This window comes from Leuconostoc sp. UCMA20149, assembly GCF_030400235.1.
Classification (GTDB): Bacteria; Bacillota; Bacilli; order Lactobacillales; family Lactobacillaceae; genus Leuconostoc; species Leuconostoc pseudomesenteroides.
Genome location: NZ_VJYC01000001.1, coordinates 93,882 through 118,753, shown reverse-complemented (window position 1 = coordinate 118,753; position 24,872 = coordinate 93,882). Strand labels below are relative to the sequence as shown.

Sequence of the window (24,872 nt, the reverse complement as noted above, 5' to 3'; positions counted from 1 at the left end):
CCCATATACCATATTTATAAGAAACAACCCAATTAAATTGGGTTATCGTCCTATTTTGTTGTATTCTCAACACCCATTAAGTCGGTCGCTTGTGCCCAAATGTCTTCTAAAATTTCAGCCACTGGTTTTTCGTCGTGAATTAAACCAGAGATTTGACCAGCCATAAAGGCTCCGCCGTCCTTGTCACCTTCTTGGACAGCGCGCTTCAGCGTACCAGATTCCAATTTTTCAATTGCTTCGGCATCTGGCTTTTCTTTTTGAAGCTCATTAACCTCGTTTTTAACAAAAGACTTCGCCATTTTATTTTTCAAAACACGCGCACGATTGCCAAGTAAATTACCTGTTACGATCGTATCGATATCTTTAGCTTTTAGAATCTTAGCTTTAAAATTGGGATGGACTTCTGACTCAGCTGCTGTTAAAAAGCGTGTCCCCATTTGAGCGCCAGCAGCGCCTAACATAAATGCAGCTGCAACACCACGTCCATCACCGATACCTCCAGCCGCAATCACTGGAATATCAACTGCATCAACTACTTGAGGTACTAGAGCCATTGTTGTCAACATACCAATATGTCCACCTGATTCCATTCCTTCAGCAACTACGGCATCAACACCCTTTTTTTCCATCATTTTAGCCAAAGAAACTGATGGTACAACTGGCATAACAATAATGCCTGCTGCATGTAACTCATCCAAAAATGGTGATGGATCGCCAGCACCAGTGGCAACCACAGCAACCTTTTCTTCTATAATAACATCAAATACTTCACGGATATGGCGGCTCAAGAGCATCACATTAACACCAAATGGCTTATCAGTTAATGCTTTCGCACGCTTAATTTCGCGTCGTACATCTTCTCCATGCCAATAACCAGTACCAATAATACCAAGACCACCGGCTTCTGAAACTGCTGCGGCTAAAACACCTGTTCCAGCCCACGTCATGCCTCCCTCAACAATAGGGTATTTCATGCCTAATTTTTCGAAAATTGGGTTTGTTGTTTTTACTGTCATGCTCTCATCCTTAAACTTATAGTATGTACGCGGTTTCCCGCATCAATTAGGCAGCCAACTGTTCCTTGATCTTGTCAACCAAGTCTTGAACTGTCTTGATGTCTTCTGCCACGGCAAGTTTGATATCAAAGTCATCTTCAACACGGTTCAAAACTTCAAACAAATCTAATGAATCAGCATCAATATCATTTGTTAAGTCAGTTGTTAATGATACTTCATCATCTTCCAAATCAAATTGGTCAACCAAAATTTCCTTTGTCTTGTCAAAAATTTCTGCGTCTGTCATGTTAATTATTCTCCTGTAAAATATGTGTATAGTCGTTAGATTTTTGCGGTGCAGCCGACTACACCGAATTAATTATAATTGCCAAACTTGTGCGCCAACCGTGAGACCGCCACCAAATCCAGCTAAAGCTATTGTCTGTCCAGCATGTACTTGGCCTGACTCAACTAGATCATTTAGTAAAATACCAATACTTGCCGCACTTGTATTCCCATTTAGTACCATATTAATTGGAAATTTCGACATCGGTTGTTTGAATCGTTTTGCAATTGAAGCTACAATACGAGAATTAGCTTGATGTAATAAATAATAATCAACATCATCTGGCGATATTTTAGCCTGCTCTAATGCTGATTGAAGTGCTTCAGGTACTTCGCGGGTTGCAAAATTATATACTTCACGACCATTCTGGTGAAAATAAGGGTCTAGTTCACTGATTTGTTTTGAAAATGGATTATCATTTGCAAATCTACCCGCAACTAGATTGTCACCTTTTTCGCCAAAAGTCCTTAGTTCTTCTGCCAACAAGCCAACATTTTCCTGCGTACGCTCAACCAAAACGCCAGCTGCACCATCACCGAACAATACCGCTGTCGTTCGATCATGCCAGTCAACTAGCTTTGAAAGTACCTCAGCACCAATGACTAAGCCACGACGATAGCGTGTCGTTAACAAACTAGAGGCAACGCTCATACCATAAACAAATCCCGAGCAAGCTGCACTCAAGTCAAATGCAAATGCATTTGTTGCACCAACATTAGACTGAACAATTGCTGCTGTACTAGGTGACAAACTATCAGGTGACATCGTACTAACAATAATAAAATCAAGTGTTTCCGGTGAAATACCTGTTTTGTCTAAAAGTTTTTTTGCCACACTGGTTGCTAAATCACTTGTATTTTCAGTTGTGACAACGTGCCGTTGGTGAATACCAGTACGCGTATAAATCCATTCATCGTTAGTATCCATCAATTTGCTTAACTCATCATTTGATACCACATTTTCGGGTGAATGGCTCGCAACTGCAACCATTTTAATTTGTTCCATGTTGCCCTCTCACTTACTCAATATTGCCATCAAATAACTTTTTAAATTATGAATAGCACGTTGTACAACAGAAGCTTCTTCCGTTGTCATACCAGCCATAAAATTATGAGCCATATCACGGTGGAAGCCTTGATGTGCACGGTAAACCACTCGCCCTTTATGCGTTAAACCTAGTTTAACAACACGCCGATCAGTTCGGGAACGACGTCGCTCAACATAACCTTTTTGTACTAACTTATCAATGGCTGTGGTCATTGCACTCGGAGTGAGATGAATCATGCGAGCCACCTGAGAAGCACTTTTTTCATCATACATTGAGATAGCATCAATGGTGTGCATATCTTTTAATGTAATATCTGAAAAATAACTACGTTTCAAAGAGGCTTCTTCAATCCACATAACATTGTTAAATACATCAACAAGGTCACTATTTATTTTTTCAAAATCAGTTGTAATTACTTCATTCATTTTTTTCATCTGGCGCCACCACAAACATCAACTCTGCTGATGTCGCAGTTTTACCGTCGACTTTGGCCTCGACCAATACGCTTCCCATGTTGGCGCGTAGTTTACCAAATGTGACATGCAATTTCAAAACATCACCTGGTTTAACCATGTGCTTAAACTTAGCGTTGTCAATACCTGTCATATAGGCTGTCTTGCCCTTGAATTGTGGTGAAGATAAAATCAAGATCGACGCCGCCTGTGCTAGTGATTCAATGATTAAGACGCCAGGCATCACAGGATTTCCAGGAAAATGTCCTTGAAAAAATTGCTCGTTAATTGTAACATTTTTAACAGCTACAATTGATTCATCCGGTACCATCTCCTCGACGTAATCCATATATAAAATAGGATAACGATTCGGGATTAAATTCATAATTTCAGTCGTTGTAAGAACTGGCATAGTGGTTCCTCTCTAAGAAATACTTCGATAATCAAAATATATGATAGTCAAATATTATCACAAAGTATTTCGATTGTCAAACTAATTAAGCGATTCAAAAATTGGCGCTGTTAATAAAAAACACCCGAGACAGGGGTGTTTAAAAAGTCAAGATAATTAGTCTATTTTGCCATTCAGTCATAAAATCGTCACTCTGCCATTCATGCACGCGAGTGGTATTATAGCCGACGGCCGCATTATAATAAATGTTATTGCCTACTTTTAGTGGCGCAGGGTGTAAATGTAAATGGCCTGTCACTGTGGCAATCGTATAGGATTGATCCAAAGCTTGTCCAAGACGACGACTGCCCAAAAAAGCATTCGCCATATCTAGTCTTGTATTACCATTTGGAAAACGTTTGATATAATCATCTCTTGGCACAAAGTGGCTCACTAATACGGTTTGCCGATTGCCCGCGGCTAATAGTTGATCATTAATCTGCTTCAGATTAATATCACAACGTTCTCTATCACTCATTGGTTGTTCAATTCGACGATCAAACCAAAAAGCTTTTTTAAATTGCTCAATTTGTGCTTGTGTATAATCCTGACCGACAAAACTATAATCATACCAGCCATTATTACCAATTAGTCTTACTTCATCAGTTAAGTCCATGTATTTATTATGGAAATATAGTGGGTCAATGTCACTTTCTAATTCATCATAACTGACGTTTTTGCCCATGTCATGATTGCCAGCAATAAATCGGATAGTCATTTTGTCTTGCACGAGCGCCTGCATCTCATGTGCAAAAGATAATGTCTCTGCAAAATCATTAAATGAATCACCAGCCATCACATATAATTGAACATTTTGATTCAACAAATAGAGCGCTTGAGCATGCATTGCGCGTTTAACATCAATATGATTTAAATCAAAGTGATTATCTGAAGAAAATGCAACTTTCACAAATAGAACTCCTGTTCGATATTTGAGTAAAGTATATCACATTTGAAACTAATATGCTGTTATCGCAACATTTGTTTAAGATTTGTTTGATTTTTATTACATTTTGTAACATTAACACATTAAAAAGTGATTACTGATTAATTGCAACAAAAAAACCGCCATAGCGGTCTTCTTAAAATAACATCTTACCCAAAAGTATGTGATGTCTTTAATTTTACAATGTTGCGAAGTGTAACAATGTACGGATCATGTTTGAAGTGAAGCCGTATTCGTTATCGTACCATGCTGCAACCTTAACTAATTGTTGACCTTCTCCGGCAACAACTTCAGTTTGTGTTGGATCAAAGACAGTACCATGTGTATCGTTGATGATGTCAGTAGATACCAATCCGTCACCGTTGTAACCAAATGAATCAGATTCGTACTTCTTCATAGCTGCGTTAACTTCTTCAACTGTAACGTCTTTCTTCAAAACGGCAGTCAATTCAGTGATTGAACCATCAGGAACAGGAACACGGATAGCTGAACCAGTCAACTTACCATCCAATGAAGGCACAACCAAACCGATAGCCTTTGCGGCACCAGATGAATGTGGCAATGAGTTTGAAGCAGCATCACGATTTGCTTGGCGCTTTGCAAAGTTAGCTGACTTTGGTCCATCTTGCAAGCTTTGTGAAGCTGTGTAAGCATGAACAGTCAACATCAAACCAGTCTTAACACCAAATTCTTTTTCCAATACGTTAGCGATTGGAGCCAATGATTGCGTTGTGCATGATCCTGCAGAAACAATCTTGTCGTCTGCAGTCAAGATGTCTTGGTTAACACCGTAAACAACTGTTGGAACTGCACCGGCTGGGGCTGAAACCAATACCTTCTTGGCACCTGCATCCAAGTGAGCTTGTGACTTTTCAGCTGAAGTATAGAAACCAGTAGCTTCCAATACATAATCAACACCATCGTTAGCAACCCACTTCAAGTCAGCAGCGTTACGTTCTGAGTAAACAGCATAGTGCTTACCGTTAACAATAATACCGCTCTCATCAGATGAAACATCAGCATGCAAAGTACCGTGAATTGAGTCATACTTCAACAAGTATGCCAACATGTCAGGGCTTGTCAAGTCGTTGATAGCAACAACTTCGATATCTGATGCTTTGTCTGACAACTCAAGGATGCGACGGAAAGCCAAGCGGCCAATACGTCCAAATCCGTTAATACCAATCTTAACAGTCATGTGTTTTAGATCCTCCAAAAATTTTTGACTTATGTCAACACCAATATTATAGCACAAAGTTCAACAATGAGCGAACGTGAACTTGTCTAAAAACTGATTTGATTAACCAGCAAAATCAAATATTTTTAATTATTATTACATATAAAAAAATTTAACTGAGTTTTTTCATTATTGGGACATATATTGAAACCAAAGAACCACTCCGTTTGTTAATATAACACAGCACGGCAACATTAGTTTATATGGTACATTTTATTCTCATTTTTCAACAAGAAAAACCAAAATAAATGATGCTTTTTAACCAAAAATCAATTGCACTACGTATCAATAACTGATAAAATATGATAAACGTTTTCATTTTTGAGTTCCATCTCATGAACTTGATCAGAGATATCACTTACATCATTTATTGTATCGGTCTCATAAAAACGTTGATCAAATAAACATTAAAAGGGCTTAACAACATGCACAACTCTAAATCGCAACATATCGCCATATTAGCGGTAATCATTGCTTTTAATATTGCACTATCTTATGTGATAAAAATTCCCGTCCCTGCTACTAATGGCTTTGTCAATCTTGTGGAAGCCGGTATTTTCATTGCCGCGCTTCTGGGTGGGGCCCGAAGCGGATTGATTGTTGGCGGTATGAGTGGTTTATTACTTGATTTACTTGCTGGCTATCCACAGTGGATGATTTTTTCATTAGTCATTCATGGTGCAGAAGGATTGTTGGTCGGCTATATTGGTTATCGTAAATCAATTTTGCCACAGGCAATTGCTTTGCTAATTGGCAGCCTTGTTATGGTGATTGGTTACGTTTTGGCGGGAGCAATTTTGTACAATTGGCCCGCTGGAGTCGCGTCAATAGTTGGTAATATCGCACAAGCAGTCATGGGATTAATTGTTGCATTAATCTTAATTCCAGTATTCAAACGTATGCCACAAATTGATTTGAAAGTATAAAAAAGAGACTCCATAGGAGTCTTTTTTTTACTCAATACCCGATCCTGGTTCAATTGAATCAGGTAAAATCGTAACCGTCACAATATCATTTTTTTCAGCTGACAAAATCATGCCTTCAGATAGTTCACCAGCCATCTTGCGCGGTTTCATATTGGCTACAATAGCCACAGTTTTACCAACCAAAACTGCGGGATCAGCATACCACTTTCGAATACCAGACAAAATTTGTCGTGGCTTACCGGAACCATCATCCAGTGTGAATTTCAACAATTTTTCAGACTTGGCAACAATTTCACCTGCAGTGATCTTAGCCGCCAAAATTTCTACTTTCGCAAAATCATCATACGTGATTAATTCTTTTTCCGGTGTCGTGTCTTTATTAGCGGCAGCAATCGCTGCTTCTTTTACTGCACGACCTTTCCCCTTAGTGTCCTTGGAAACTAAACCAGAAATAAATGCCACTTCTTCATCAACATTTTGACGTGGGAAGATTGGTTCACCCTTAGCAACAACGTGACCACCAGTTGGTAATTTTCCAAATGTCAACCCACCAATTGCGACACCTTTTTCAGCATAATCCAACCCTAATTGCTCAAATATTTTGCGAGGAGCCTGTGTCAAAACTGGTTGCAACAGTACGGCAACGACACGCAATGCACCAGCAAGATGTGCCATAACACTTGATAAAATTGGCTTAGCATTGTCATCTTTCGCCAACACCCAAGGTTGTGTCTCGTCAATATACTTATTGGCTCGACGAATAATTGTCCAAACACTTTCGAGTGCATCTGCTGTACGGAGTTCACGGAAACTTTTGTTATAGCTAACAATCGCGTCCTCCACAGTACGAACTAGATCTTCATCAAACGCGGTTTTGCCAGTATGAAGTTCAGGAATAACACCACCTTCATACTTATTAATCATGGCAACAGTTCGGTTAAGTAGGTTTCCTAAATCGTTTGCCAAATCATAGTTGACACGGGCAACAAAGTCTTCTGGGGTAAACACGCCATCATTTCCAAATGGCATAGCACGCAATAAGTAGTAACGAACTGCGTCCAAACCATAACGTTGTTCCAACACTTCTGGGTAAATAACATTACCCTTTGACTTCGACATTTTACCGTCTTTCATGACTAACCAGCCATGACCAATCACCGTTTTGGGCAATTCTAATCCAAGTGCGTGCAACATGATTGGCCAATAAATCGTGTGGAAGCGGACAATTTCTTTACCAACTAATTGGACATTAGCTGGCCAGAATTTATCAAACAACGCTGTGTCATCTGAATCATAGCCGAGCGCAGTAATATAATTGGCTAACGCGTCAATCCAAACATAAATCACATGCTTTTCATCCCCAGGGACAGGTACACCCCAGTCAAAGGATGTCCGCGTAACTGCCAAATCTTCTAATCCAGGCGCAATGAAGTTATTGATCATCTCGTTCATTCGCGCTTCAGGTTGAATAAAGTTAGGGTGCGTTTTGTAGTAATCTAGCAACCAGTCGGCGTATTGACTCATTTTGAAAAAGTAAGCTTCTTCTTTGACGAGCTCAACTTCATGTCCTGATGGTGCCTTACCACCAATTACTTTACCTTGTTCGTCGTGATAGACTTCAGCAAGTTGTGATTCGGTGAAATATTCTTCATCTGAAACAGAATACCATCCTTCATACTCACCTTTATAAATATCACCATTTTCAAGTAATTGCGTAAAAATCTTTTCAACGGCTTTTTCGTGGCGATCTTCTGTCGTCCGGATAAAGTCATCATATGAAATATCCATTAACTGCCACAAGTCTTTGATTTGCTTAGCCATGCCATCAAGATAGGCAATTTCTGACGTGCCAGCAGCTTTTGCTTTTTGTTGGATTTTCAAACCATGTTCATCAGTACCTGTTAAAAAGTACACATCGTCACCCAAAAGACGGTGATATCGCGCTGCAGCATCAGCCAATACTGTCGTATAAGTATTGCCAAGTTGCAACTTACCTGATGGATAATAGATAGGTGTTGTGATGTAAAAAGTTTTGTCTTTCTTCACAGAAAACTGTTGCTCTGCCTTGGAAAATTTGTCGTAAATGACAGCTGAATCTGTGTGATTGGCAGTGTTAAATAAAACATTGTTTGGTTCTGACATATGAGTCTTCCTCTTTCTTTAACGTAACCTAGCTCATTTCTGGAACGAGGTACGCTTTTTGCCATATGAGGCTTAGTATATAAGATTATTATAACCAAAATTAGGTATTTTTCATAGGAAATTTCATTTTTTTATCGACGCAAGGACACTTTCATTTTAAAAACAAAACCGGTAAACTGTAATTGATTAGGAGATAACTTGATGTCACAAATAGAATTAATCACTAAATACATGACAACTGTCCTAACAAAGGACAACACCGGACACGGGACTGACCACATTATGCGTGTGTTAGCACTGGCAGATAAGATTCTGCCTAATGAGCCTGATGCTGATGCCTTTATCGTTCATGCAGCTGTTTTACTTCATGATGTATATGACGATAAATTATATGACAGCGAAACAGATGTGATTGCTGCTAAAAATGCTATGATTTCATTTTTATTGTCAATTGGCGTTGATCCTGAAAAAATCGAAGCTATTACGGATATTATTGATAATATGTCTTGGTCACATTCGTTAGAAAATGCAACTCATTTAACGCTCAATGGTCAAATTGTTCAGGATGCAGACCGCCTTGACGCTATCGGTGCTATCGCTGTTGTACGTGCCATTACATACGGTGCTGTTAAAAATCGCGTCTTATACGATCCAAGTGTTCCACCCAGAATCGCAAAAGACAAAGCCACCTATCGCAGCAATGACAGTACAACAATTAACCACTTTTATGAAAAATTGTTGCTCATTAAAGACAAGCTAAATACTGACACAGCTCGTGCCATTGCAATACCAAGACAGCAATTCATGCTAGATTTTTTGAGCGAATTTAAGGCTGAATGGTCTCTTGAAAAATAAACTTGCAGAATAATTACTGACATGTTAAGCTTATATTGAATTTGGAGAAATAATGTTAAAAATGATGATTACAACTAAAAATTGTGTCCACCGGCGCTTGTTAGCACCGGTATTTTGACGTATTTTTATCCACATCAAACTATCACTTACTAACGCAACAGGCGCTTATCAACTTCATTTGATAAGCGCCTTTTTCTATGGAGAAAAATCATGAAGAAGAAAATCATTGTCACAGTAATTGCACTAATCATTGTCATCACAGCGGTCCTAAGTATTACCACACGACGCTCATCTCAAAAATCAGAAACCATAACATCAGGCACTTTAACCATTGGTTTAGAAGGCACTTATGCACCTTTTTCATACCGTCAAAATGGCAAATTAACCGGATTTGAAGTTGAGTTATCGACAAAAATAGCCAAAAAACTAGGGCTAAAGCCTAAATATGTTCAAACAAAATGGGACTCCTTAATTGCTGGTCTTGGTGCAAAAAGATATGACGTCGTTTTTAATGATGTGGGTATCACAGCAGAACGCCAAAAAAACTATCGTTTTAGCTCACCCTATATTTATGCTAAAACTGTCTTAATTAAACCAACATCTGCCACAGACTTAAAGACATTGGCTGATATCAAAGGTAAAAAAATGGCGCAATCCACAACTTCTAATTTCGGAGCACTGGCTAAAAAATCCGGTGCAGAAATAGTGGCCGTTCCCGGGATAACGGAAGCTATGAACATGGTCACTACTGGTCGCGCGGACGGCACTTTAAATGACATGGGCGCTTACCAAGTATGGAAAAAAGCAAATCCGTCAGCTAAAACAACTGCCATTGATTTAAGCAAAGAAAGTCCTGCTTCTCCAGCCGGAGCGCTGATCAACAAAAATAACAAAGCCTTGCAAGAAAAAATTAATCAAGCATTAACTGACCTGCGCGCAGATGGTACTTTAAAGTCACTGTCAATCAAATATTTCAATACTGATTTAACTGTAAAGTGATTGATTATGTTGTCTAGGAGGATTTTATGACACAATTTATTCAAATTGCCATACAATATTTGCCAAGTTTATTGATGGCCGCGCTAACCTATACACTTCCTTTGACGGCAATTTCGTTCATTTTAGGATTAATCTTTGCAATTTTAACCGCGTTAATCCGAATTTCTAAACTTCCCTCTGAACCAATTGCGCGATTGATTATGATAATACTGAAAGCTGTTGCAGCATTTTACGTTTGGCTATTTCGTTCAACGCCCATGATTGTGCAATTGTTTATTGTGTTCTACGGATTACCCAATGCACACATCAACTTTTTTGCTAACGCGTGGGTATCTGCGATCACTGTTTTTTCACTAAACACTGGCGCCTATGCTTCAGAAAGTGTCCGTGCAGCCACTTTATCAGTACCTAAAGTACAAAAAGAAGCAGCCGAATCACTTGGCATGACCAATCGTCAAGTTTATTGGCGAGTCGTTTTGCCGCAGGCTGCGCGCATTTCGATTCCACCTCTAAGCAACTCACTAATTAGTTTGTTGAAAGATACGTCACTGGCCAGTGTCATTACCATTGTAGAAATGTTTTATCTCAGTCAGCAAATCGCCGCCGAAAACTACAAAATTTTATCCATGTATGTGTTAGTGGCAATGGTTTATGCCTTATTAACCACTATTTTAACTGTGGGACAACACTATCTTGAACGTTATACCTCGAGGTTTACAATATGATTGAAGTTAAACACATTATCAAACAATATCCAGACAAACGTGCATTAGATGATGTTTCAGCAACTTTTAATGCACATGAAACAGCGGTTATTCTGGGCCCCTCCGGTTCTGGTAAATCAACACTGCTACGTACCCTAAATTTGCTTGAAAGGCCAACAAGTGGCACACTAGCTTTGAATGATTTAACCATCAATTTTGAAGCACCTATTGCCAAAAAAGAAATTTTCAATTTCCGGCAGTCATTTGGCATGGTTTTTCAAGAAAAAGCTTTGTTTGCACACTTGACGGTCTTAAAAAATATCATAGAGGGTCCAGTCCAAGTCAAAAAAGAGCCTATCGCTGTTGCTACAAAAAAAGCACAAGCATTACTGGAACGATTTGGTATGGCAGAACTCGCTGAACGATACCCATCAGAGCTTTCCGGAGGTCAGCAGCAACGTGTTGCCATTATGCGAGCATTAGCCATGCAACCAGAATACTTATTACTCGATGAGCCAACTAGTGCACTAGATCCAGAATTAGAAGCACAAGTACTACATGTCTTAAAAGAGTTAGCTACACAACGGACCTCCATGATTGTCGTGACCCACAACTTGGGTTTTGCGCGTCAAGTGGCCGATCATATTATTTTCATTGAAAATGGTCAAATTGGTTATGATGGTAGTGCTGAGGGATTTTTTAGTGCCACAGATAATAGAATTCAACAATTCTTAAATGCAATGAACTTTTAATAGAAAAATCTCATTGCGTTTCGTATTAACCCACAACATGTTATGATATATGAGTTGAAAGAGAGAATATCATGGCTAGAAAACGCACTTATACTCGTAGAAAACAGCCTCAAAATAAACTTTTGTCGCTGTTAATCATTGTACTTGTTGCTGGATTTTATCTTTGGCAAAACCAACAGCAATCAAATACGCCAACCGAGAAAACATCACGTGCAACCGTTAATGCGCCAAATGATCAAGCGCTTTTAAATCTTAAATGGGATGGCACTTTAGACGGCGACATTGTTCACGTTAACAATAATAAAGCGACTTTTAGTGAAACTGAAATGGCGGACACTTTTCCCAGTCAAGCCTCAAAGTTACGACCAATTGACGGCTTGAGTTTGTCGCCCCTAGATAGTCTAGGTCGCTCACAACAGGCCAATTTTGTAGCTAGTCAAAGTGCTATCTCTAAGGTAACCAAAAGACCAAGTCGCATGCCATACGACGTTCGTCCATCAGGTTGGTTTATTGGTGATCGATTTGACGGCACAAAGTGGGTCGGAGGTTATCATAATAATCCCAATGTTAAACTTGGTAATAGCAAGCAGCCTTTGTGGAATAAGTCGCACATCGTTGGCTATCAATTTTTCGGTATGGCGACAATGGTCACAGAGAATATGACAACAGGTACACGAGTGGAAAATGCCTATCCGGGACAATTAGTTGCCGAAGATGACATTCGTGATGCGATTGAAAAAAATCCCAAGATCACTGTACGTGGACAAGTCACACCCCTATATATTGGCAACGAACTTATTCCACGTGGTGTTCATTATATGGCAAAATCAATTGGCGACGATGGTAAAAGCCTTAATATCAATTATTGGATTTTTAACGTACAACCTGGCGTTAAAATTGATTATGCCACTGGTAAAGTCACAATATTAGAATCAGCAAAGTAAGGCACAACTATGTTTCAATTATATGATATCAAAGCATTACAACACAAACTCTCGACCGCACAGAACCAAGCTAAACAATTGCAAAATGACTTAGAGCAGTCAAACCGTGATGCTTCATCACAACGCTCACTAAGAAATAATTTAAAGAATGTCACCTTAGTAATTGCTGAGCTAGAAAAACAAATTCGAACACAGAAAAAACACGAGACACATGCTAATAATCGTCATTTTGCCCGTAGCAACACGCACAAGCATGACTTATAACAAAAAATGTTAACCTCAGGATCAGAGGTTAACATTTTTTATATCACTTTACCATCGCGGACAACCATGGCACTAGAATGGCCTGGCCCACCGCGTTCTGGGTCAAATACCCGAATAGCAGCATTAATGGCATTAGGTGCTTCACCAAATCCTATCGCTATCAAGTCCGCTTTCCCAACGTAATGGCTGGCATCCCCAATAGCAAAAACACCAGGAACACTAGTAGCCAGCTCCTGATTAACATGGAATACTTGACCATCAAGTTCCGGCTGAATGTCCCAAGATTGCACTGTTTTATTAGCTGAAATGAAACCATAATTGATAATTAGGTCATCCACTACTAAATCGCTATGCAACAAGTCATTTTTAACATTTGCCAAACTAAGCCTCAGCTTGCCTGAAGACAATTTCTCAACTTTTGTCACTTTTTTTGGCGTTTCACGTTTCACTGTTGATTGTTCTAACGCTTTAACACTTTGCTCCATCGCTCTAAATTGATCCCGTCGATGAATCAAAGCAGTCGAAGCGGTTAATTGATTAAGCATTGTTGCCATATCAACTGCTGAATCCCCGCCACCAGCAATGGCAACGTCATGATTATCAAAATCATGTTTGTTTTTTACAAAATAGTGAACACCTTGTCCAACTAGCTCATCTACGCCATCTAACTGCATTTTACGTGGTTCAAATGCCCCTTTACCTGTGGTAACGATAATTGTTTTGGCGATCATCGTGGTGCCATCATCTGTAGCAATTGTGAATAACTCGTCTTGTTTCACAACGTTAACCACAGTCGTATTCGTTTTAATTGTAATAGGAAACATATCAAGTTGTGCTTGTAACGACGCGATTAAGTCTGAACCTTTGATACTTGGAAAACCCGCAACATCTAGAATATTTTTTTCAGGATAAAGTGCTGTTACCTGCCCGCCTAAAGTAGCTAAACTTTCGATCAAAATTGTTTTTGTATTTCGTAGCCCCGCATAAAATCCTGCAAACATACCAACTGGTCCACCACCTATTATGGCAATATCATATATTTCTGTTTCTGTCATTCATAAATCTCCAATTTTTGTTTACCCTGTACAAGAATATTATACCTACATTTGGCGAATTTATCCCTAAATTTGTTGTTGTCCGTTATAATAAACATATCTTTAAAAATTGGAGAAAATTTATGGCCCACAAAAAAATGATTCTTGATCTTGACACAGGTATTGATGACGCACTTGCGTTAGCTTATGCTGTCGCAGACCCAAATGTTGATCTCATTGGTATTATTTCAAGTTATGGTAACACTCTGGTCACAACGGCCGCCCAAAATTCTTTGAATTTACTCCATCTACTCGGTGCAGACAATGTCCCTGTTTTCATTGGTGAAAGTCATTCAAGCACTACTGACCATTTTGATGTGATGCCAATTTCACAAGCTATTCACGGCAAAAACGGCGTTGGTGATGTTTTGTTAGCAACATCACCTCAAAAAGTTTCCGCACAATCTGGGGTCGATTTCTTAATCGAAGCTGCACACCAATATCAAGATGAGTTAATTTTTATTCCTACCGGTCCCCTAACGAACTTGACGGCTGCAATTAAAAAAGATCCCGACGTTGCGCACTTAATTGGCAATACAACATTGATGGGCGGCGCCTTAACTGTCCCAGGCAATGTCACACCATTCACTGAAGCTAATATCCATCAAGATCCCGAGGCTGCTGACTTTGCTTTCACTCATCAGGACAATTTAACGATGGTTGGTCTTGATGTTACCCTCCGAACACTATTAACAAAAAAAGAAACTGCTGCATGGCGCTTGCTAGGAACAACCGCAGGTCAAAAATATGCTGATTTAATGGATTTTTATATTGACGCCTATGCTAAACTAAATATCGACAAAAAAGGTGCTGCACTTCATGATCCGCTAGCAGTAGCCGTTGGTATTGACCCAAGCTATGTCACCACAATTTCATTAGCCATGCGTGTCACTTATGATAAAGAAAGTGGCGATTATGGTCGCACTATCGGAGATAAAAGTAGATTGTTGGAACCAACAACTACTAAAGCCGCCGTGCTCGTCGACACACCACGTTTTGTAAACGATTTCCAAAATCTAATGCTAAATATTTTGAATACAACTCAGAAATAAATAGAGACATGTCATTAACGACATGTCTCTTTATTTATGAACGAATTTGACCATCGCCAAACACTTCATATTTGATTGTTGTCAAAGCCTCAAGACCCATTGGCCCACGTGCATGAAGCTTTTGAGTTGAAATGCCAATTTCTGCACCGAACCCAAATTCAAATCCGTCCGTAAACCGACTTGAGGCGTTTCGGTAAACGACTGCAGCATCAACGTCATTCATAAATTTGGCAACGTTTTCAGCATCTTCACTAATAATGGTTTCAGAATGGTGCGTTGTGTGCCGATTCACCCACTCAATTGCCTCATCAATCCCAGAAACAATACGGACACCCATAATTAGGTCATTATATTCTGTGTCCCAATCAAGTTCACTAGCTGGTATCAAATCACTTTCAATCGCTCTAGAGGCTTCATCACCTCGTAATTCAACATCTGCCGCTCTTAATCGACCAGTAATCTTTGGCAAAAATTCATCCGCTATATCCGCATGAATTAACAACTTCTCGGCAGCATTGCATACCGCTGGCTTCTGCGTTTTGGCATTATGAATAATATTAATGGCTTCATCTTGATCAGCACTAGCATCTACAAAAATGTGTGTGTTACCAGCACCAGTTTCTATCACAGGAACCGTGGCATTAGCCACAACAAAATCAATAAAATGACCAGAGCCTCGTGGAATCAAGACGTCCACATATTCTCTCATATGAAGTAACTGGTTGACTGAGTCATGTGACGTGTCAGTGATGAGTTGTATCATATCTGGATTGAGATCACGTTGCTTCAAAACGTCACGTAAAATAGCTGCGAGTGCCTTATTTGAGGCAATCGCTTCTTTCCCACCTCGTAAAATAACAGCATTACCAGACTTTAGCGTGAGCGCCGCTGAGTCAACAGTAACATTTGGTCGTGCTTCATAAACCATTGCCACAACACCCAAGGGTACTATCTTTTTTACAATTTTTAATTTGGCGTGATTTTCCCACGTTTCATACGGTCCTGCTAAAGGATCAGGCAATTGCGTGACTGCCAAAAGAGATTCGGCAATGCCTTGAACTGTCGCCTCATCAAGCGTTAGTCGTTTTACCATTGGTGCAGCAAGATTTGTTGCTAATGCTAAATCTTGCTGATTAGCCGCAATAATGACATCTGACTTTTCCGTAATAGCAGCTGCCATCATTTTTAAAATTTGATTGCGTGTCTCAAAAGATAAGTTGGCAGCGTCTAGCGCTGCTGCCTTTGCTTTTTGACCAATATTTTGTATTGTTTCCATCTTATTCTCCTTGAAACAAAGTGCCCACGGCCTCACCTTTGATAACATCTAAAATTAAAGCGGGATTGGCACCATTGATTAGCACCATTTTGCCACGATGTGCCATCACCAGTTCGGCTGCCAATAATTTGGTACTCATACCACCTGTTCCAAGGCCTGAAACGGAACCAGTGGCACTCATCCGAATGTCATCAGTAACTGCCGTAACATGACGAATAGGTGTGGCAGTAGCATCAATTGTTGGATTGGCAGTATACAGCGCATCAACATCACTTAAAATAATTAGACCATCGGCTCGCAATTCATGTGTTACAATTGCCGCCAACCGATCATTATCACCAAACGAATGTTGATGATCCAATTCATCTACTGCAATCACATCATTTTCGTTAATAATTGGAATAACATGTTCAGCTAACAATGCTTCAACAGCGTTGATAGCATTTTCAAGCATTACTTTATTATCAAAAACGTCATACGTCAACAAAACTTGTCCTATCATTTGTTGATAAAACGCAAAGCTTTGGTTGTAAAGTGACATTAAATATGTTTGACCGATAGCCGCCAATGCTTGCTGTTGTGGTATTTCTTTTGGTCGTGACTGAAGCTGCATTTGTTGCATCGCCACACCAATCGCACCTGAAGTAACTAATACCACTTCATGCCCGCTTTTTTGTAAACTTGTGAGTGTTTGCGCCAAACGATTGATCACTGAATATTTAATTTGCCCATCACCATCAACAATGGTGCTTGTGCCAACTTTGACAACGATTCTCTGCCAATTTTCCATGCTATTATTTCCTATTTTGTTTTATTATAACAGAAAGCTCCCAACTCGGCAGTTAGGAGCTACATAGTCGTTAGTACTTTTAAAATGATAGCACACCTGTTTCAGATAATTTGGCATCAATCATTTCAAATACTTCTGCTCGTGCTTTTGGATTCTCAACGAAATCAAAACGGTCGCCATCAATTTGAATTTTTGGTGATCGGTCATAGTTTTCAAACCAATCATCATATCGGCTATTAAGTGCTTGATAATATTCATACAAACTTGGATTCTCATCAATTTGTTCATAAGAACGTCCACGCTTTTTGATGCGTGCCAACATTGTATCAAAACTAACACGAACATGAATCAATAGGTCAGGATCTTTTGAAGCGCCTCCGGGAATTTCAGCCATCATATTATCAACCAAAGATTTATAAATGTCGACTTCTGTCTGTGTGGCACGATCTAAATCAGCAGTTAATTGGAACAACAAAGCATCTTCAAAAATTGAACGATCAAGGATATTTTTTGTGACAACTTGCGCTTTTTTAATTTGTGCCAAACGCTTATTCAGAAAATAAATTTGCAGCAAAAAGCCATACTTTTTGGGGTCTTCATAGAATAAAGGCAAAATTGGATTATCATCCACGCTTTCATAAAAAGCCTCTGAATCCAAATGCTGGGCCAACATCTTTGTTAAACTTGTTTTGCCGGCGCCAATGGTGCCTGATAATACAATCATGCCAATTCTCCTTTAAAATAATGTGATTATTTAACAAACCTGCTAAAAATATTTACTTATTAAGTATAGCAAAATTGTCATTTACTTGCAGACGAAATCAATTGGTTTTGACGTCAGCGATTAGCATTTTTTAAAGCAGCAACATACGCCTCTAAGGTTAAATGATGCTGGGTCATATATTTTGCGTTTGCCACACCAACATATCTAAAATGCCATGATTCATAATCAATACCTGTTTGTTTAATTGACTTTGCATCACTTAGAAAACGTAATACAAATCCGTAATCTGGTGCATGTTGTATCAACCATTTCTGAGAGGCGTACTGATCCATCTCGGCCTGCAGTGCAGGATAAGCCGCCAATGCATCATCCCCCGCCAAATCAACAGCTAACCCCGTGTGATGTTCTGAAGCTCCTGGCGTTTGGATGACAAGTGCTGTCTTATTTTTGGCCTCAGTTGTGCTCAAACCGTTGGCTTCATATTGTGCAACTGAATTGTCAAAAATTTGTTTTTGATAGGCAATGGAACGATATCCTGAAACTAAAGTTGTGGCATATCCTGCTTTTTGAGCAGCTTGACGGAAATTAGCCAAAGGCTGTTCAATTCTAGTATCAATTTGCTTGTCATCAACCGTGACTTTATTAAAATTTAATTCTGCTGACAATGGCTGTTTTTTGTTCACCAAGACTAAGTCCCAATCAGTCGATTTGACGCCCTTTGGAAAAGTATTTTTTGACGGAGCTGTTGATGTCGACTTTTTAACATCTGGCGACGCTGATTTCTCCTGATTATCAAAATGCCGTACTGTTAAAATGCCAACAATGATAACTAGAATTAAAATAACAAATATATATGGCATTTTGACATGCCCGACAGTTTTTTTCACTACTTTTACCCCAATATATTTTAATAACTGATATTAACAAGACCATCTTTAGTATCCCGCAGTACTTATAAGATTGCAATAAAAAAACAACACGTCAAGTCATAGTTGATAGATTTATCATTTCAGAAAATCTACGCGCAGTGTCTTTAAATGTTGTCTCATCTAGTTAACTATTTTTTTCTTTCAATTCTTGGTTCATCTTGTCAACATATGCATCCGACAAAGGATAACGACTGATGACAATCATGGCAACAACGGCCAAAATGCTTGGTAACCAAATCATTGACAATGTAATACCAAATTGTGCACTAGCAGTTTGTGTCAAAGCACCAGACTTAAAGTGCATAATCTGCAAAAGATAACCAGGAATAATACCACCAAGTGCCAAACCAATTTTGAAGAAAAGACCCATGATAGCATTGATTATGCCAGCAACACGCTTGCCTGAGATATACTCGCCATTTGAGACAACTTCAGGAACCAGTGCCCACATGAAACCAGTTGCAGATGTTAGACCCCATTGTTGTAGGAAACGACCAGTGAATCCCAACCAATCTGAGGAAGGATTCTTAGACCAAGCAAACAAAAGTAATTGTCCTATTATAAAGATAGATAAGAATGTGAAGAAAAATCCTTTTTTTCCAAGCGTTGAACGCAATTTTGGCCAAAGTACTACCAAGAAAATACCTGGGATTGAACCAATTAACCCAATTGATGCCATCAAAGCTGACTTACCGCCCTCAACACCAAAGTTATATTGCATGAAGTATGGCCAAACTGTATTTCCAAAGAACATCAAGGTGAAGCCAACTAAGAAGAAAATACCAAGGTTACGCAAAGCTGCATTACGCTTTAACTCAGCAAACAAATCAGAATACTTGACCTGATCTGTTGATTCCTCTGAGGCTAGAACGCGTTCTCTGGTGTTACGATAAGCTATAAATAGTGCAACAGCGCCAATAAGCATATATATACCGTAAACTTTAAACCATGCGCCAGCTGCTGAAGGAGCAGCATAGTTTCCTAGTTTCAACTTTAAACCAAACAGACCAGTATCTGTCATTTTTGCATTAGGTGAAGCTAATTGAACAAACAAAGGAAATAGTGTATAAACCAGTAAGTTACCCACATTAGCCAGCATCATACGAACTGAAGTTAACTTTGACACTTCCATTTCATCACGAGTTAATGATGCATTTAATGAACCATAAGGGATATTAACAAATGAGTACACCAACGCTGTTGCCATATATGAAACAGTTGCATAAGCAACAGTTGCGGCAGAACCAGATCCTAGCACTTTTGCAACAGGTAAAAACAACAGCGCTGCTAAAATAACAAGTGGAATACCAAAATTCAAAAGAAATGGTCGATATTTACCATTCTTTGTAATTTTAGCTTTATCAACAACAGTTCCAACCCATGGATCCCAAACAACATTAATCCAACGAACAACTAAAAATATCGTTGCACCAACACCAGCTGATATGCCGTTAATGTTTGTTAAGTAAAATAGCAAAAAGCCACCAACTGTTCCAAACACCAAGTTTTGAGCAAAATCACCGAAACCATAACTCACACGATCCCAAGTTGTTAGTTTGGCGAATTCATCTCTTTTTTCAAGATTTGCATCCATAATTATATCTCCCAGATAATATTTTATAATTGTGAATAAACGCACTTATAAGTGAAAACGTTATCACATCTTTACTCAGATATCATAACATGGTTAGTTTGTTTGTGCAACCAACTTAAAAAACAAAATGTTATCTTTTCTCTTTGTGAGAAATAAAGTGAGACATATCAAGATATTTCACAAATTACACTATTAACAACATATTAATCTATGCAACAAAAAACCACCCAGAAATTGTCTGAGTGGTTTTCCAAAATGGTCAGCCAGGGGCTCGAACCCTGGACCCACGGATTAAGAGTCCGTTGCTCTACCAACTGAGCTAGCTGACCATATCATCTGTTTTTGCAACACAAATCATAATACCACAAATTCGATCAATAGGCAACATATCAACTAACCTATTCAATTCATAAACTAAAATCACAAAACTGACATTAAGGTCAGCCTAGGCGATATATTTCTAACAAAAAAGCGAACCTCCCTCTTAATTATCAGATCCATTTTTGTCTAACGGACTATCTTGATTAACTTTTCTTTCAAAAGTAGTCACAGCTCTTAGCAACAGTTTATAAAACTTATAGGCAACAAATAGCCAGATAATAATTGTCAAGTCAATATGATACGTCATCGTCATTTGTGTCCTTTCATCATTTGAAGTGAATTATAATCGATATTTAGTTACCAACACAAATCAGTATTTGATTTATTCTAAAAACATTCGCAAAAAATTCGGAACTTTTTCACATTTACGCCTGTATTTTTCTCAAAACAATGAACAAGACAAATTTACAACTCATAAAAACACGAAACCCGATGAACTAACACGTTCATCGGGAAATATTTTTGAGAGAATATTTGAGAGAGAAGAGAATATATTCGGGAGAGAATATGAATTATTTAGAGTCGCGGGGAGAACGCGACTTTGGCTCCTTTTTGCCATGGGTTTCGTGCTTCTGATGTGATGGTCATCAGTTATACCACTTATGAGACAAGCCCTCCGAAAGTCTAATTTTTATTCAATGTCTACTTTAAGTCAACTTAGCGGGTTGTTTGAGATAACTTGCTTTGTTGATGTTTATAATATAACGATTGAAAATTAAAACGAGATAAATCGGAGATAAACTGAAAATTAAATTAGGGTCTTGGCAAGATAGAAGCAACCAAGAATCCCGGCATTGTCACCATTGGCAACAGGCACAATATAATCATCCAGGTCTGGAACAGCCAGATAATCACTCATCAACTTTGCAAATTGCTCGCGAATCAGTGGAAATAGGATTTCACGATGTGGCACACCACCACCAAACACAATCTTTTCTGGACGCAAAATCATTGTATAGTCCAAAGCTGCTTGCGCCAAATAAAAGGCTTCAATTTCCCAAGCTAAATGATCGTCTGGTAGTTCCTTAGCGCTCATTTGCCAGCGTTCTTCAATTGCTGGACCAGCGGCTAAGCCTTCCAAACAATTATCGCCGTGGAATGGGCAATGACCAGCGTAAGTGTCTTTAGGATGCTTCTGCAAGAAAATGTGTCCTGCTTCAGGATGTCCATAGCCGCTGACAAAACGACCACCGGAAACAATTCCTGCACCAACGCCTGTACCAACTGTCAAATAAACCATATTTTGTACATCTTTAGCAGCACCAGTTTCAAATTCTGCCCAACCTGCACCGTTGACATCTGTTGTCCAATAATAAGGAATATCACGCCAAGCCTTCATAGCACCTAAAAAGTCGTATCCTGACCAACCACGCTTTGGCGTGTCCAATACGTGCCCGTATGTTTTTGACCCCTCGACAATATCAATTGGACCAAATGCTGCGATACCAATAGCATCAATATTTTCAAATTGGTCAAAAAAAGCAATGACTTGTTTTAGTGTTTGTTCGCCATCAAGTGTTGGAAATGATGTCCGCTCTACAATGTTATAGTCGTGATCCGCTACCGCCACAACAAATTTTGTACCACCGGCTTCAATTGCGCCTAATAATCCCATGAGTTACTCCTTTTTTGCGATTTTATCGCGTTAATGATAAACGTTAATCAGTTGTTTACAAATATATTGTAACCGTTTACAGGATGTTTGGCAATAACTAAAGCAACGTTTTTTAAAACAAAGATAATATACTGCTTATGAACAAACATTTGAGCCAAGACCCTAATTTAATTTTCAGTTTATCTCCGATTTATCTCGTTTTAATTTTCAATCGTTATATTATAAACATCAACAAAGCAAGTTATCTCAAACAACCCGCTAAGTTGACTTAAAGTAGACATTGAATAAAAATTAGACTTTCGGAGGGCTTGTCTCATAAGTGGTATAACTGATGACCATCACATCAGAAGCACGAAACCCATGGCAAAAAGGAGCCAAAGTCGCGTTCTCCCCGCGACTCTAAATAATTCATATTCTCTCCCGAATATATTCTCTTCTCTCTCAAATATTCTCTCAAAAATATTTCCCGATGAACGCGTTAGTTCATCGGGTTTCGTGTTTTTATGAGTGTTTATCTGCGTTATAAAAAAACGATTTCTGATTTAGAAATCGTTTTTTTAGTCTTGGTGATCATCATAGCCCTTAGGGTGGCTCTGATGCCACTGCCAAGCTGTCTTGATGATGTCTTGCACATTATCGTACTTTGGTGCCCAGCCCAGCACCTCTCGTGCCTTATCTGAATTGGCAATCAAAATATCAGGATCACCCGCTCGACGTGGCCCAATCTTAGCCGGAATATCAACCCCTGTTGCTTCCCGTGCCGCCTCAACCATCTCTTTCACTGAAAATCCAGTCGCTGATCCCAAGTTAAACTGATTTGACTCATGACCATCAGCTAAATACTGCAATGCCAAGATATGTGCGTCTGCCAAGTCTAAGACATGCACATAATCACGCACATTAAAGCCGTCTGGGGTGTTATAGTCATCACCAAACATTTCAATATAATCACGTTGTCCCAAACCAGCTTGCAAAATAATTGGTACCAAGTGTGTTTCTGGATTGTGGTCTTCGCCAATCGTGCCATCTTCTGCTGCACCAGCCACATTGAAATAGCGCAACGCGACCCATTTAACCCCGTCAGCTTGATCGGACCAGTTCATGATTTTTTCCATCATCAACTTTGATTCGCCATAAGGGTTAATCGGGTTTTGCGGATCGGTTTCCTTAATCGGAATATGCACTGGATTGCCATAAGTTGCGGCGGTTGATGAAAAGACGATTTGCTTGACGTCATGTGCTTTCATCACTTCCAACAACGTAATCATGCCACTAGTATTGTTGTCAAAATATTTCAGCGGGTTTGCTACTGACTCTGGCACAATTGAAAAGGCTGCAAAATGAACCACTTGTTCAATGTTTTCTTTATCAAACACTGCCGACAATGCTGCCTTATCACGAATGTCCACCTGATAAAATGTCGCTGCTGGATTAACTGCTGCGCGGTGTCCAGTGAACAAGGCGTCCACAACCACTACGTCGCGTCCTGCTTCAACCAACCGTTTCACCATGTGTGAGCCAATATATCCTGCACCACCAAGTACTAATACTGCCATAATTATAAACGTATCTACCTTATGTGGTAGATACATCCCCTTTCTTGAGTATCTTATCTTAAATTATACTACAACTCACGCCATTTAAATTCTGCTTCGGCACTAACCGTATCTCCCATCATAATACGGTGACGTGTTTCGCCATCACCTAAAACGACTTGTGATAAAATCGTATGTCCCAAACGAATTTCATTTTCAAATTTCAAGTTAATATGCGTCACTTCATGCGTCATCAAATATTCTGGTGACAAGACATCCTGCATCCATTCAAAGTACTTTGAATTATTAACATGTTGATTGGCATCAATATCCAAATAACGTACATGATAATCATTTTCAATGACGGTATCATCACCCGTTATTTTAATTGGATTGGGAATACGAGGGACTTGTTTAACGCGTTCTGCGTCGTATTTATCAACAATTTCTTGTGGCAAACGTGCCATACGACGATTTTTAATATCAAGCATCGTCCAAATTGATGACACTTTAATAATTTCATCACCTGATTCATCAAAAAATATAAAAGGTCGTCGTACAAAAAATGGATTGTATTCAGCGGCATAGGTTTGAATACGCATTAATTCACCCACCTTAGGTCGCCTTTTAATCGTAACTTCATACTGCAAAATGACCCAACCTAGTCCCATTGCCAAATGATAATCTTGACCAACCCCAAGTTCGTCACTTTGATTTTTAGATGCCAAAACCGCTAAATTCAAAATCATTGGTAGTGACAACTTTTGTGTCGTGTCTGCCTCATAATATTCAACACGACGTTCTATTTCATATTTTTTCAT

General features: G+C 39.1%; 26 protein-coding genes and 1 tRNA gene. 8 read left to right on the top strand and 19 right to left on the bottom strand.

Annotation, left to right across the window (positions count from 1 at the left end):
* Window positions 1–50: 50 nt before the first annotated feature.
* The 7 genes from FF105_RS00765 to gap form a co-directional block, all read right to left on the bottom strand.
* Window positions 51–1,016 (bottom strand): nitronate monooxygenase, encoded by a 966-nt coding sequence (locus FF105_RS00765; RefSeq protein ID WP_010279492.1) that lies wholly within the window; start codon window positions 1,014–1,016, stop codon window positions 51–53.
* A 46-nt stretch (window positions 1,017–1,062) separates the two neighbouring features.
* Entirely contained in the window at window positions 1,063–1,302 is a 240-nt protein-coding gene (locus FF105_RS00760; RefSeq protein WP_004913621.1) for an acyl carrier protein, read from the bottom strand.
* A 72-nt stretch (window positions 1,303–1,374) separates the two neighbouring features.
* A complete protein-coding gene (locus FF105_RS00755) occupies window positions 1,375–2,346 on the bottom strand; it encodes a beta-ketoacyl-ACP synthase III (protein WP_010279478.1) in 972 nt (323 codons plus the stop codon).
* A gap of 9 nt (window positions 2,347–2,355) precedes the next feature.
* Entirely contained in the window at window positions 2,356–2,814 is a 459-nt protein-coding gene (locus FF105_RS00750) for a MarR family winged helix-turn-helix transcriptional regulator (protein ID WP_031941027.1), read from the bottom strand.
* Complete coding sequence (gene fabZ / locus FF105_RS00745) at window positions 2,807–3,253, bottom strand: 3-hydroxyacyl-ACP dehydratase FabZ (RefSeq protein ID WP_010279473.1); 447 nt, start codon at window positions 3,251–3,253, stop codon at window positions 2,807–2,809. The genes FF105_RS00750 and fabZ overlap by 8 nt, the downstream gene beginning before the upstream one ends.
* Window positions 3,254–3,392: 139 nt before the next feature.
* Window positions 3,393–4,202, bottom strand: a complete 810-nt coding sequence (locus FF105_RS00740) for a metallophosphoesterase (protein ID WP_010279470.1) — start codon at window positions 4,200–4,202, stop codon at window positions 3,393–3,395.
* Between the two features lie 214 nt (window positions 4,203–4,416).
* The gene (gap, locus tag FF105_RS00735) at window positions 4,417–5,436 is read right to left on the bottom strand and encodes a type I glyceraldehyde-3-phosphate dehydrogenase (RefSeq protein WP_010279467.1); all 1,020 of its coding nucleotides are present in this window, start codon (window positions 5,434–5,436) and stop codon (window positions 4,417–4,419) included.
* 464 nt (window positions 5,437–5,900) lie between these two features.
* Between gap and FF105_RS00730 the strand changes: the two genes are divergently transcribed.
* Entirely contained in the window at window positions 5,901–6,401 is a 501-nt protein-coding gene (locus tag FF105_RS00730; RefSeq protein ID WP_010279465.1) for an ECF transporter S component, read from the top strand.
* Between the two features lie 27 nt (window positions 6,402–6,428).
* On the opposite strand, the gene metG is transcribed toward FF105_RS00730, so the two are convergent.
* Window positions 6,429–8,543, bottom strand: coding sequence for a methionine--tRNA ligase (gene metG / locus FF105_RS00725; RefSeq protein WP_010279462.1), 2,115 nt, complete (start codon window positions 8,541–8,543; stop codon window positions 6,429–6,431).
* A 201-nt stretch (window positions 8,544–8,744) separates the two neighbouring features.
* Between metG and FF105_RS00720 the strand changes: the two genes are divergently transcribed.
* From FF105_RS00720 to FF105_RS00695, 6 genes are all read left to right on the top strand, one after another.
* Window positions 8,745–9,398 carry an HD domain-containing protein gene (locus FF105_RS00720; RefSeq protein ID WP_010279458.1) on the top strand — a complete coding sequence of 218 codons (654 nt, stop codon included), beginning with the start codon at window positions 8,745–8,747 and terminating at the stop codon, window positions 9,396–9,398.
* A gap of 210 nt (window positions 9,399–9,608) precedes the next feature.
* Entirely contained in the window at window positions 9,609–10,397 is a 789-nt protein-coding gene (locus FF105_RS00715) for a transporter substrate-binding domain-containing protein (protein WP_010279456.1), read from the top strand.
* Between the two features lie 26 nt (window positions 10,398–10,423).
* Entirely contained in the window at window positions 10,424–11,122 is a 699-nt protein-coding gene (locus FF105_RS00710; protein ID WP_290045970.1) for an amino acid ABC transporter permease, read from the top strand.
* Window positions 11,119–11,853: an amino acid ABC transporter ATP-binding protein gene (locus FF105_RS00705; protein WP_147651051.1), complete on the top strand. Its 735-nt coding sequence runs from the start codon at window positions 11,119–11,121 to the stop codon at window positions 11,851–11,853. The genes FF105_RS00710 and FF105_RS00705 overlap by 4 nt, the downstream gene beginning before the upstream one ends.
* Before the next feature lie 71 nt (window positions 11,854–11,924).
* On the top strand, window positions 11,925–12,797 hold the full coding sequence (locus tag FF105_RS00700; protein WP_010279448.1) for a DNA/RNA non-specific endonuclease: 873 nt from the start codon (window positions 11,925–11,927) through the stop codon (window positions 12,795–12,797).
* Between the two features lie 9 nt (window positions 12,798–12,806).
* On the top strand, window positions 12,807–13,061 hold the full coding sequence (locus FF105_RS00695) for a hypothetical protein (RefSeq protein WP_010279445.1): 255 nt from the start codon (window positions 12,807–12,809) through the stop codon (window positions 13,059–13,061).
* 38 nt (window positions 13,062–13,099) lie between these two features.
* Here FF105_RS00695 and FF105_RS00690 read toward each other — a convergent pair whose 3' ends face one another.
* Window positions 13,100–14,116 carry an NAD(P)/FAD-dependent oxidoreductase gene (locus FF105_RS00690; RefSeq protein ID WP_010280611.1) on the bottom strand — a complete coding sequence of 339 codons (1,017 nt, stop codon included), beginning with the start codon at window positions 14,114–14,116 and terminating at the stop codon, window positions 13,100–13,102.
* Between the two features lie 122 nt (window positions 14,117–14,238).
* Here FF105_RS00690 and FF105_RS00685 point away from each other — a divergent pair, with 122 nt between their 5' ends.
* Entirely contained in the window at window positions 14,239–15,207 is a 969-nt protein-coding gene (locus FF105_RS00685; RefSeq protein ID WP_010280610.1) for a nucleoside hydrolase, read from the top strand.
* Between the two features lie 34 nt (window positions 15,208–15,241).
* Here FF105_RS00685 and FF105_RS00680 read toward each other — a convergent pair whose 3' ends face one another.
* From FF105_RS00680 to FF105_RS00635, 10 genes are all read right to left on the bottom strand, one after another.
* Window positions 15,242–16,483, bottom strand: a complete 1,242-nt coding sequence (locus FF105_RS00680) for a glutamate-5-semialdehyde dehydrogenase (protein ID WP_010280609.1) — start codon at window positions 16,481–16,483, stop codon at window positions 15,242–15,244.
* Between the two features lies 1 nt (window position 16,484).
* Window positions 16,485–17,273 carry a glutamate 5-kinase gene (proB, locus tag FF105_RS00675; RefSeq protein ID WP_010280608.1) on the bottom strand — a complete coding sequence of 263 codons (789 nt, stop codon included), beginning with the start codon at window positions 17,271–17,273 and terminating at the stop codon, window positions 16,485–16,487.
* 79 nt (window positions 17,274–17,352) lie between these two features.
* Window positions 17,353–17,997 (bottom strand): deoxynucleoside kinase, encoded by a 645-nt coding sequence (locus FF105_RS00670; RefSeq protein ID WP_010280607.1) that lies wholly within the window; start codon window positions 17,995–17,997, stop codon window positions 17,353–17,355.
* 113 nt (window positions 17,998–18,110) lie between these two features.
* Window positions 18,111–18,884: a M15 family metallopeptidase gene (locus tag FF105_RS00665; RefSeq protein ID WP_010280606.1), complete on the bottom strand. Its 774-nt coding sequence runs from the start codon at window positions 18,882–18,884 to the stop codon at window positions 18,111–18,113.
* Window positions 18,885–19,050: 166 nt separating this feature from the next.
* On the bottom strand, window positions 19,051–20,520 hold the full coding sequence (locus FF105_RS00660) for an MFS transporter (RefSeq protein WP_010280605.1): 1,470 nt from the start codon (window positions 20,518–20,520) through the stop codon (window positions 19,051–19,053).
* 256 nt (window positions 20,521–20,776) lie between these two features.
* Window positions 20,777–20,849: transfer RNA gene (locus FF105_RS00655), tRNA-Lys, on the bottom strand.
* A 155-nt stretch (window positions 20,850–21,004) separates the two neighbouring features.
* Entirely contained in the window at window positions 21,005–21,148 is a 144-nt protein-coding gene (locus FF105_RS00650; RefSeq protein WP_010280604.1) for a hypothetical protein, read from the bottom strand.
* Between the two features lie 501 nt (window positions 21,149–21,649).
* A complete protein-coding gene (locus FF105_RS00645) occupies window positions 21,650–22,516 on the bottom strand; it encodes an ROK family protein (RefSeq protein ID WP_010280602.1) in 867 nt (288 codons plus the stop codon).
* A gap of 557 nt (window positions 22,517–23,073) precedes the next feature.
* The gene (gene galE / locus FF105_RS00640; protein ID WP_139967835.1) at window positions 23,074–24,072 is read right to left on the bottom strand and encodes a UDP-glucose 4-epimerase GalE; all 999 of its coding nucleotides are present in this window, start codon (window positions 24,070–24,072) and stop codon (window positions 23,074–23,076) included.
* Window positions 24,073–24,140: 68 nt separating this feature from the next.
* Window positions 24,141–24,872 carry an acyl-[acyl-carrier-protein] thioesterase gene (locus FF105_RS00635; protein WP_010292710.1) on the bottom strand — a complete coding sequence of 244 codons (732 nt, stop codon included), beginning with the start codon at window positions 24,870–24,872 and terminating at the stop codon, window positions 24,141–24,143.

Bases quoted from the DNA above. Each gene is read 5' to 3' on its own strand.
- FF105_RS00765 (WP_010279492.1), bottom strand. From the start codon at position 1,016: ATGACAGTAAAAACAACAAACCCAATTTTCGAAAAATTAGGCATGAAA.
- FF105_RS00760 (WP_004913621.1), bottom strand. From the start codon at position 1,302: ATGACAGACGCAGAAATTTTTGACAAGACAAAGGAAATTTTGGTTGAC.
- FF105_RS00755 (WP_010279478.1), bottom strand. From the start codon at position 2,346: ATGGAACAAATTAAAATGGTTGCAGTTGCGAGCCATTCACCCGAAAAT.
- FF105_RS00750 (WP_031941027.1), bottom strand. From the start codon at position 2,814: ATGAATGAAGTAATTACAACTGATTTTGAAAAAATAAATAGTGACCTT.
- fabZ (WP_010279473.1), bottom strand. From the start codon at position 3,253: ATGCCAGTTCTTACAACGACTGAAATTATGAATTTAATCCCGAATCGT.
- gap (WP_010279467.1), bottom strand. From the start codon at position 5,436: ATGACTGTTAAGATTGGTATTAACGGATTTGGACGTATTGGCCGCTTG.
- FF105_RS00730 (WP_010279465.1), top strand. From the start codon at position 5,901: ATGCACAACTCTAAATCGCAACATATCGCCATATTAGCGGTAATCATT.
- metG (WP_010279462.1), bottom strand. From the start codon at position 8,543: ATGTCAGAACCAAACAATGTTTTATTTAACACTGCCAATCACACAGAT.
- FF105_RS00720 (WP_010279458.1), top strand. From the start codon at position 8,745: ATGTCACAAATAGAATTAATCACTAAATACATGACAACTGTCCTAACA.
- FF105_RS00715 (WP_010279456.1), top strand. From the start codon at position 9,609: ATGAAGAAGAAAATCATTGTCACAGTAATTGCACTAATCATTGTCATC.
- FF105_RS00710 (WP_290045970.1), top strand. From the start codon at position 10,424: ATGACACAATTTATTCAAATTGCCATACAATATTTGCCAAGTTTATTG.
- FF105_RS00705 (WP_147651051.1), top strand. From the start codon at position 11,119: ATGATTGAAGTTAAACACATTATCAAACAATATCCAGACAAACGTGCA.
- FF105_RS00700 (WP_010279448.1), top strand. From the start codon at position 11,925: ATGGCTAGAAAACGCACTTATACTCGTAGAAAACAGCCTCAAAATAAA.
- FF105_RS00695 (WP_010279445.1), top strand. From the start codon at position 12,807: ATGTTTCAATTATATGATATCAAAGCATTACAACACAAACTCTCGACC.
- FF105_RS00690 (WP_010280611.1), bottom strand. From the start codon at position 14,116: ATGACAGAAACAGAAATATATGATATTGCCATAATAGGTGGTGGACCA.
- FF105_RS00685 (WP_010280610.1), top strand. From the start codon at position 14,239: ATGGCCCACAAAAAAATGATTCTTGATCTTGACACAGGTATTGATGAC.
- FF105_RS00680 (WP_010280609.1), bottom strand. From the start codon at position 16,483: ATGGAAACAATACAAAATATTGGTCAAAAAGCAAAGGCAGCAGCGCTA.
- proB (WP_010280608.1), bottom strand. From the start codon at position 17,273: ATGGAAAATTGGCAGAGAATCGTTGTCAAAGTTGGCACAAGCACCATT.
- FF105_RS00670 (WP_010280607.1), bottom strand. From the start codon at position 17,997: ATGATTGTATTATCAGGCACCATTGGCGCCGGCAAAACAAGTTTAACA.
- FF105_RS00660 (WP_010280605.1), bottom strand. From the start codon at position 20,520: ATGGATGCAAATCTTGAAAAAAGAGATGAATTCGCCAAACTAACAACT.
- FF105_RS00650 (WP_010280604.1), bottom strand. From the start codon at position 21,148: ATGACGTATCATATTGACTTGACAATTATTATCTGGCTATTTGTTGCC.
- FF105_RS00645 (WP_010280602.1), bottom strand. From the start codon at position 22,516: ATGGGATTATTAGGCGCAATTGAAGCCGGTGGTACAAAATTTGTTGTG.
- galE (WP_139967835.1), bottom strand. From the start codon at position 24,072: ATGGCAGTATTAGTACTTGGTGGTGCAGGATATATTGGCTCACACATG.
- FF105_RS00635 (WP_010292710.1), bottom strand. From the start codon at position 24,872: ATGAAAAAATATGAAATAGAACGTCGTGTTGAATATTATGAGGCAGAC.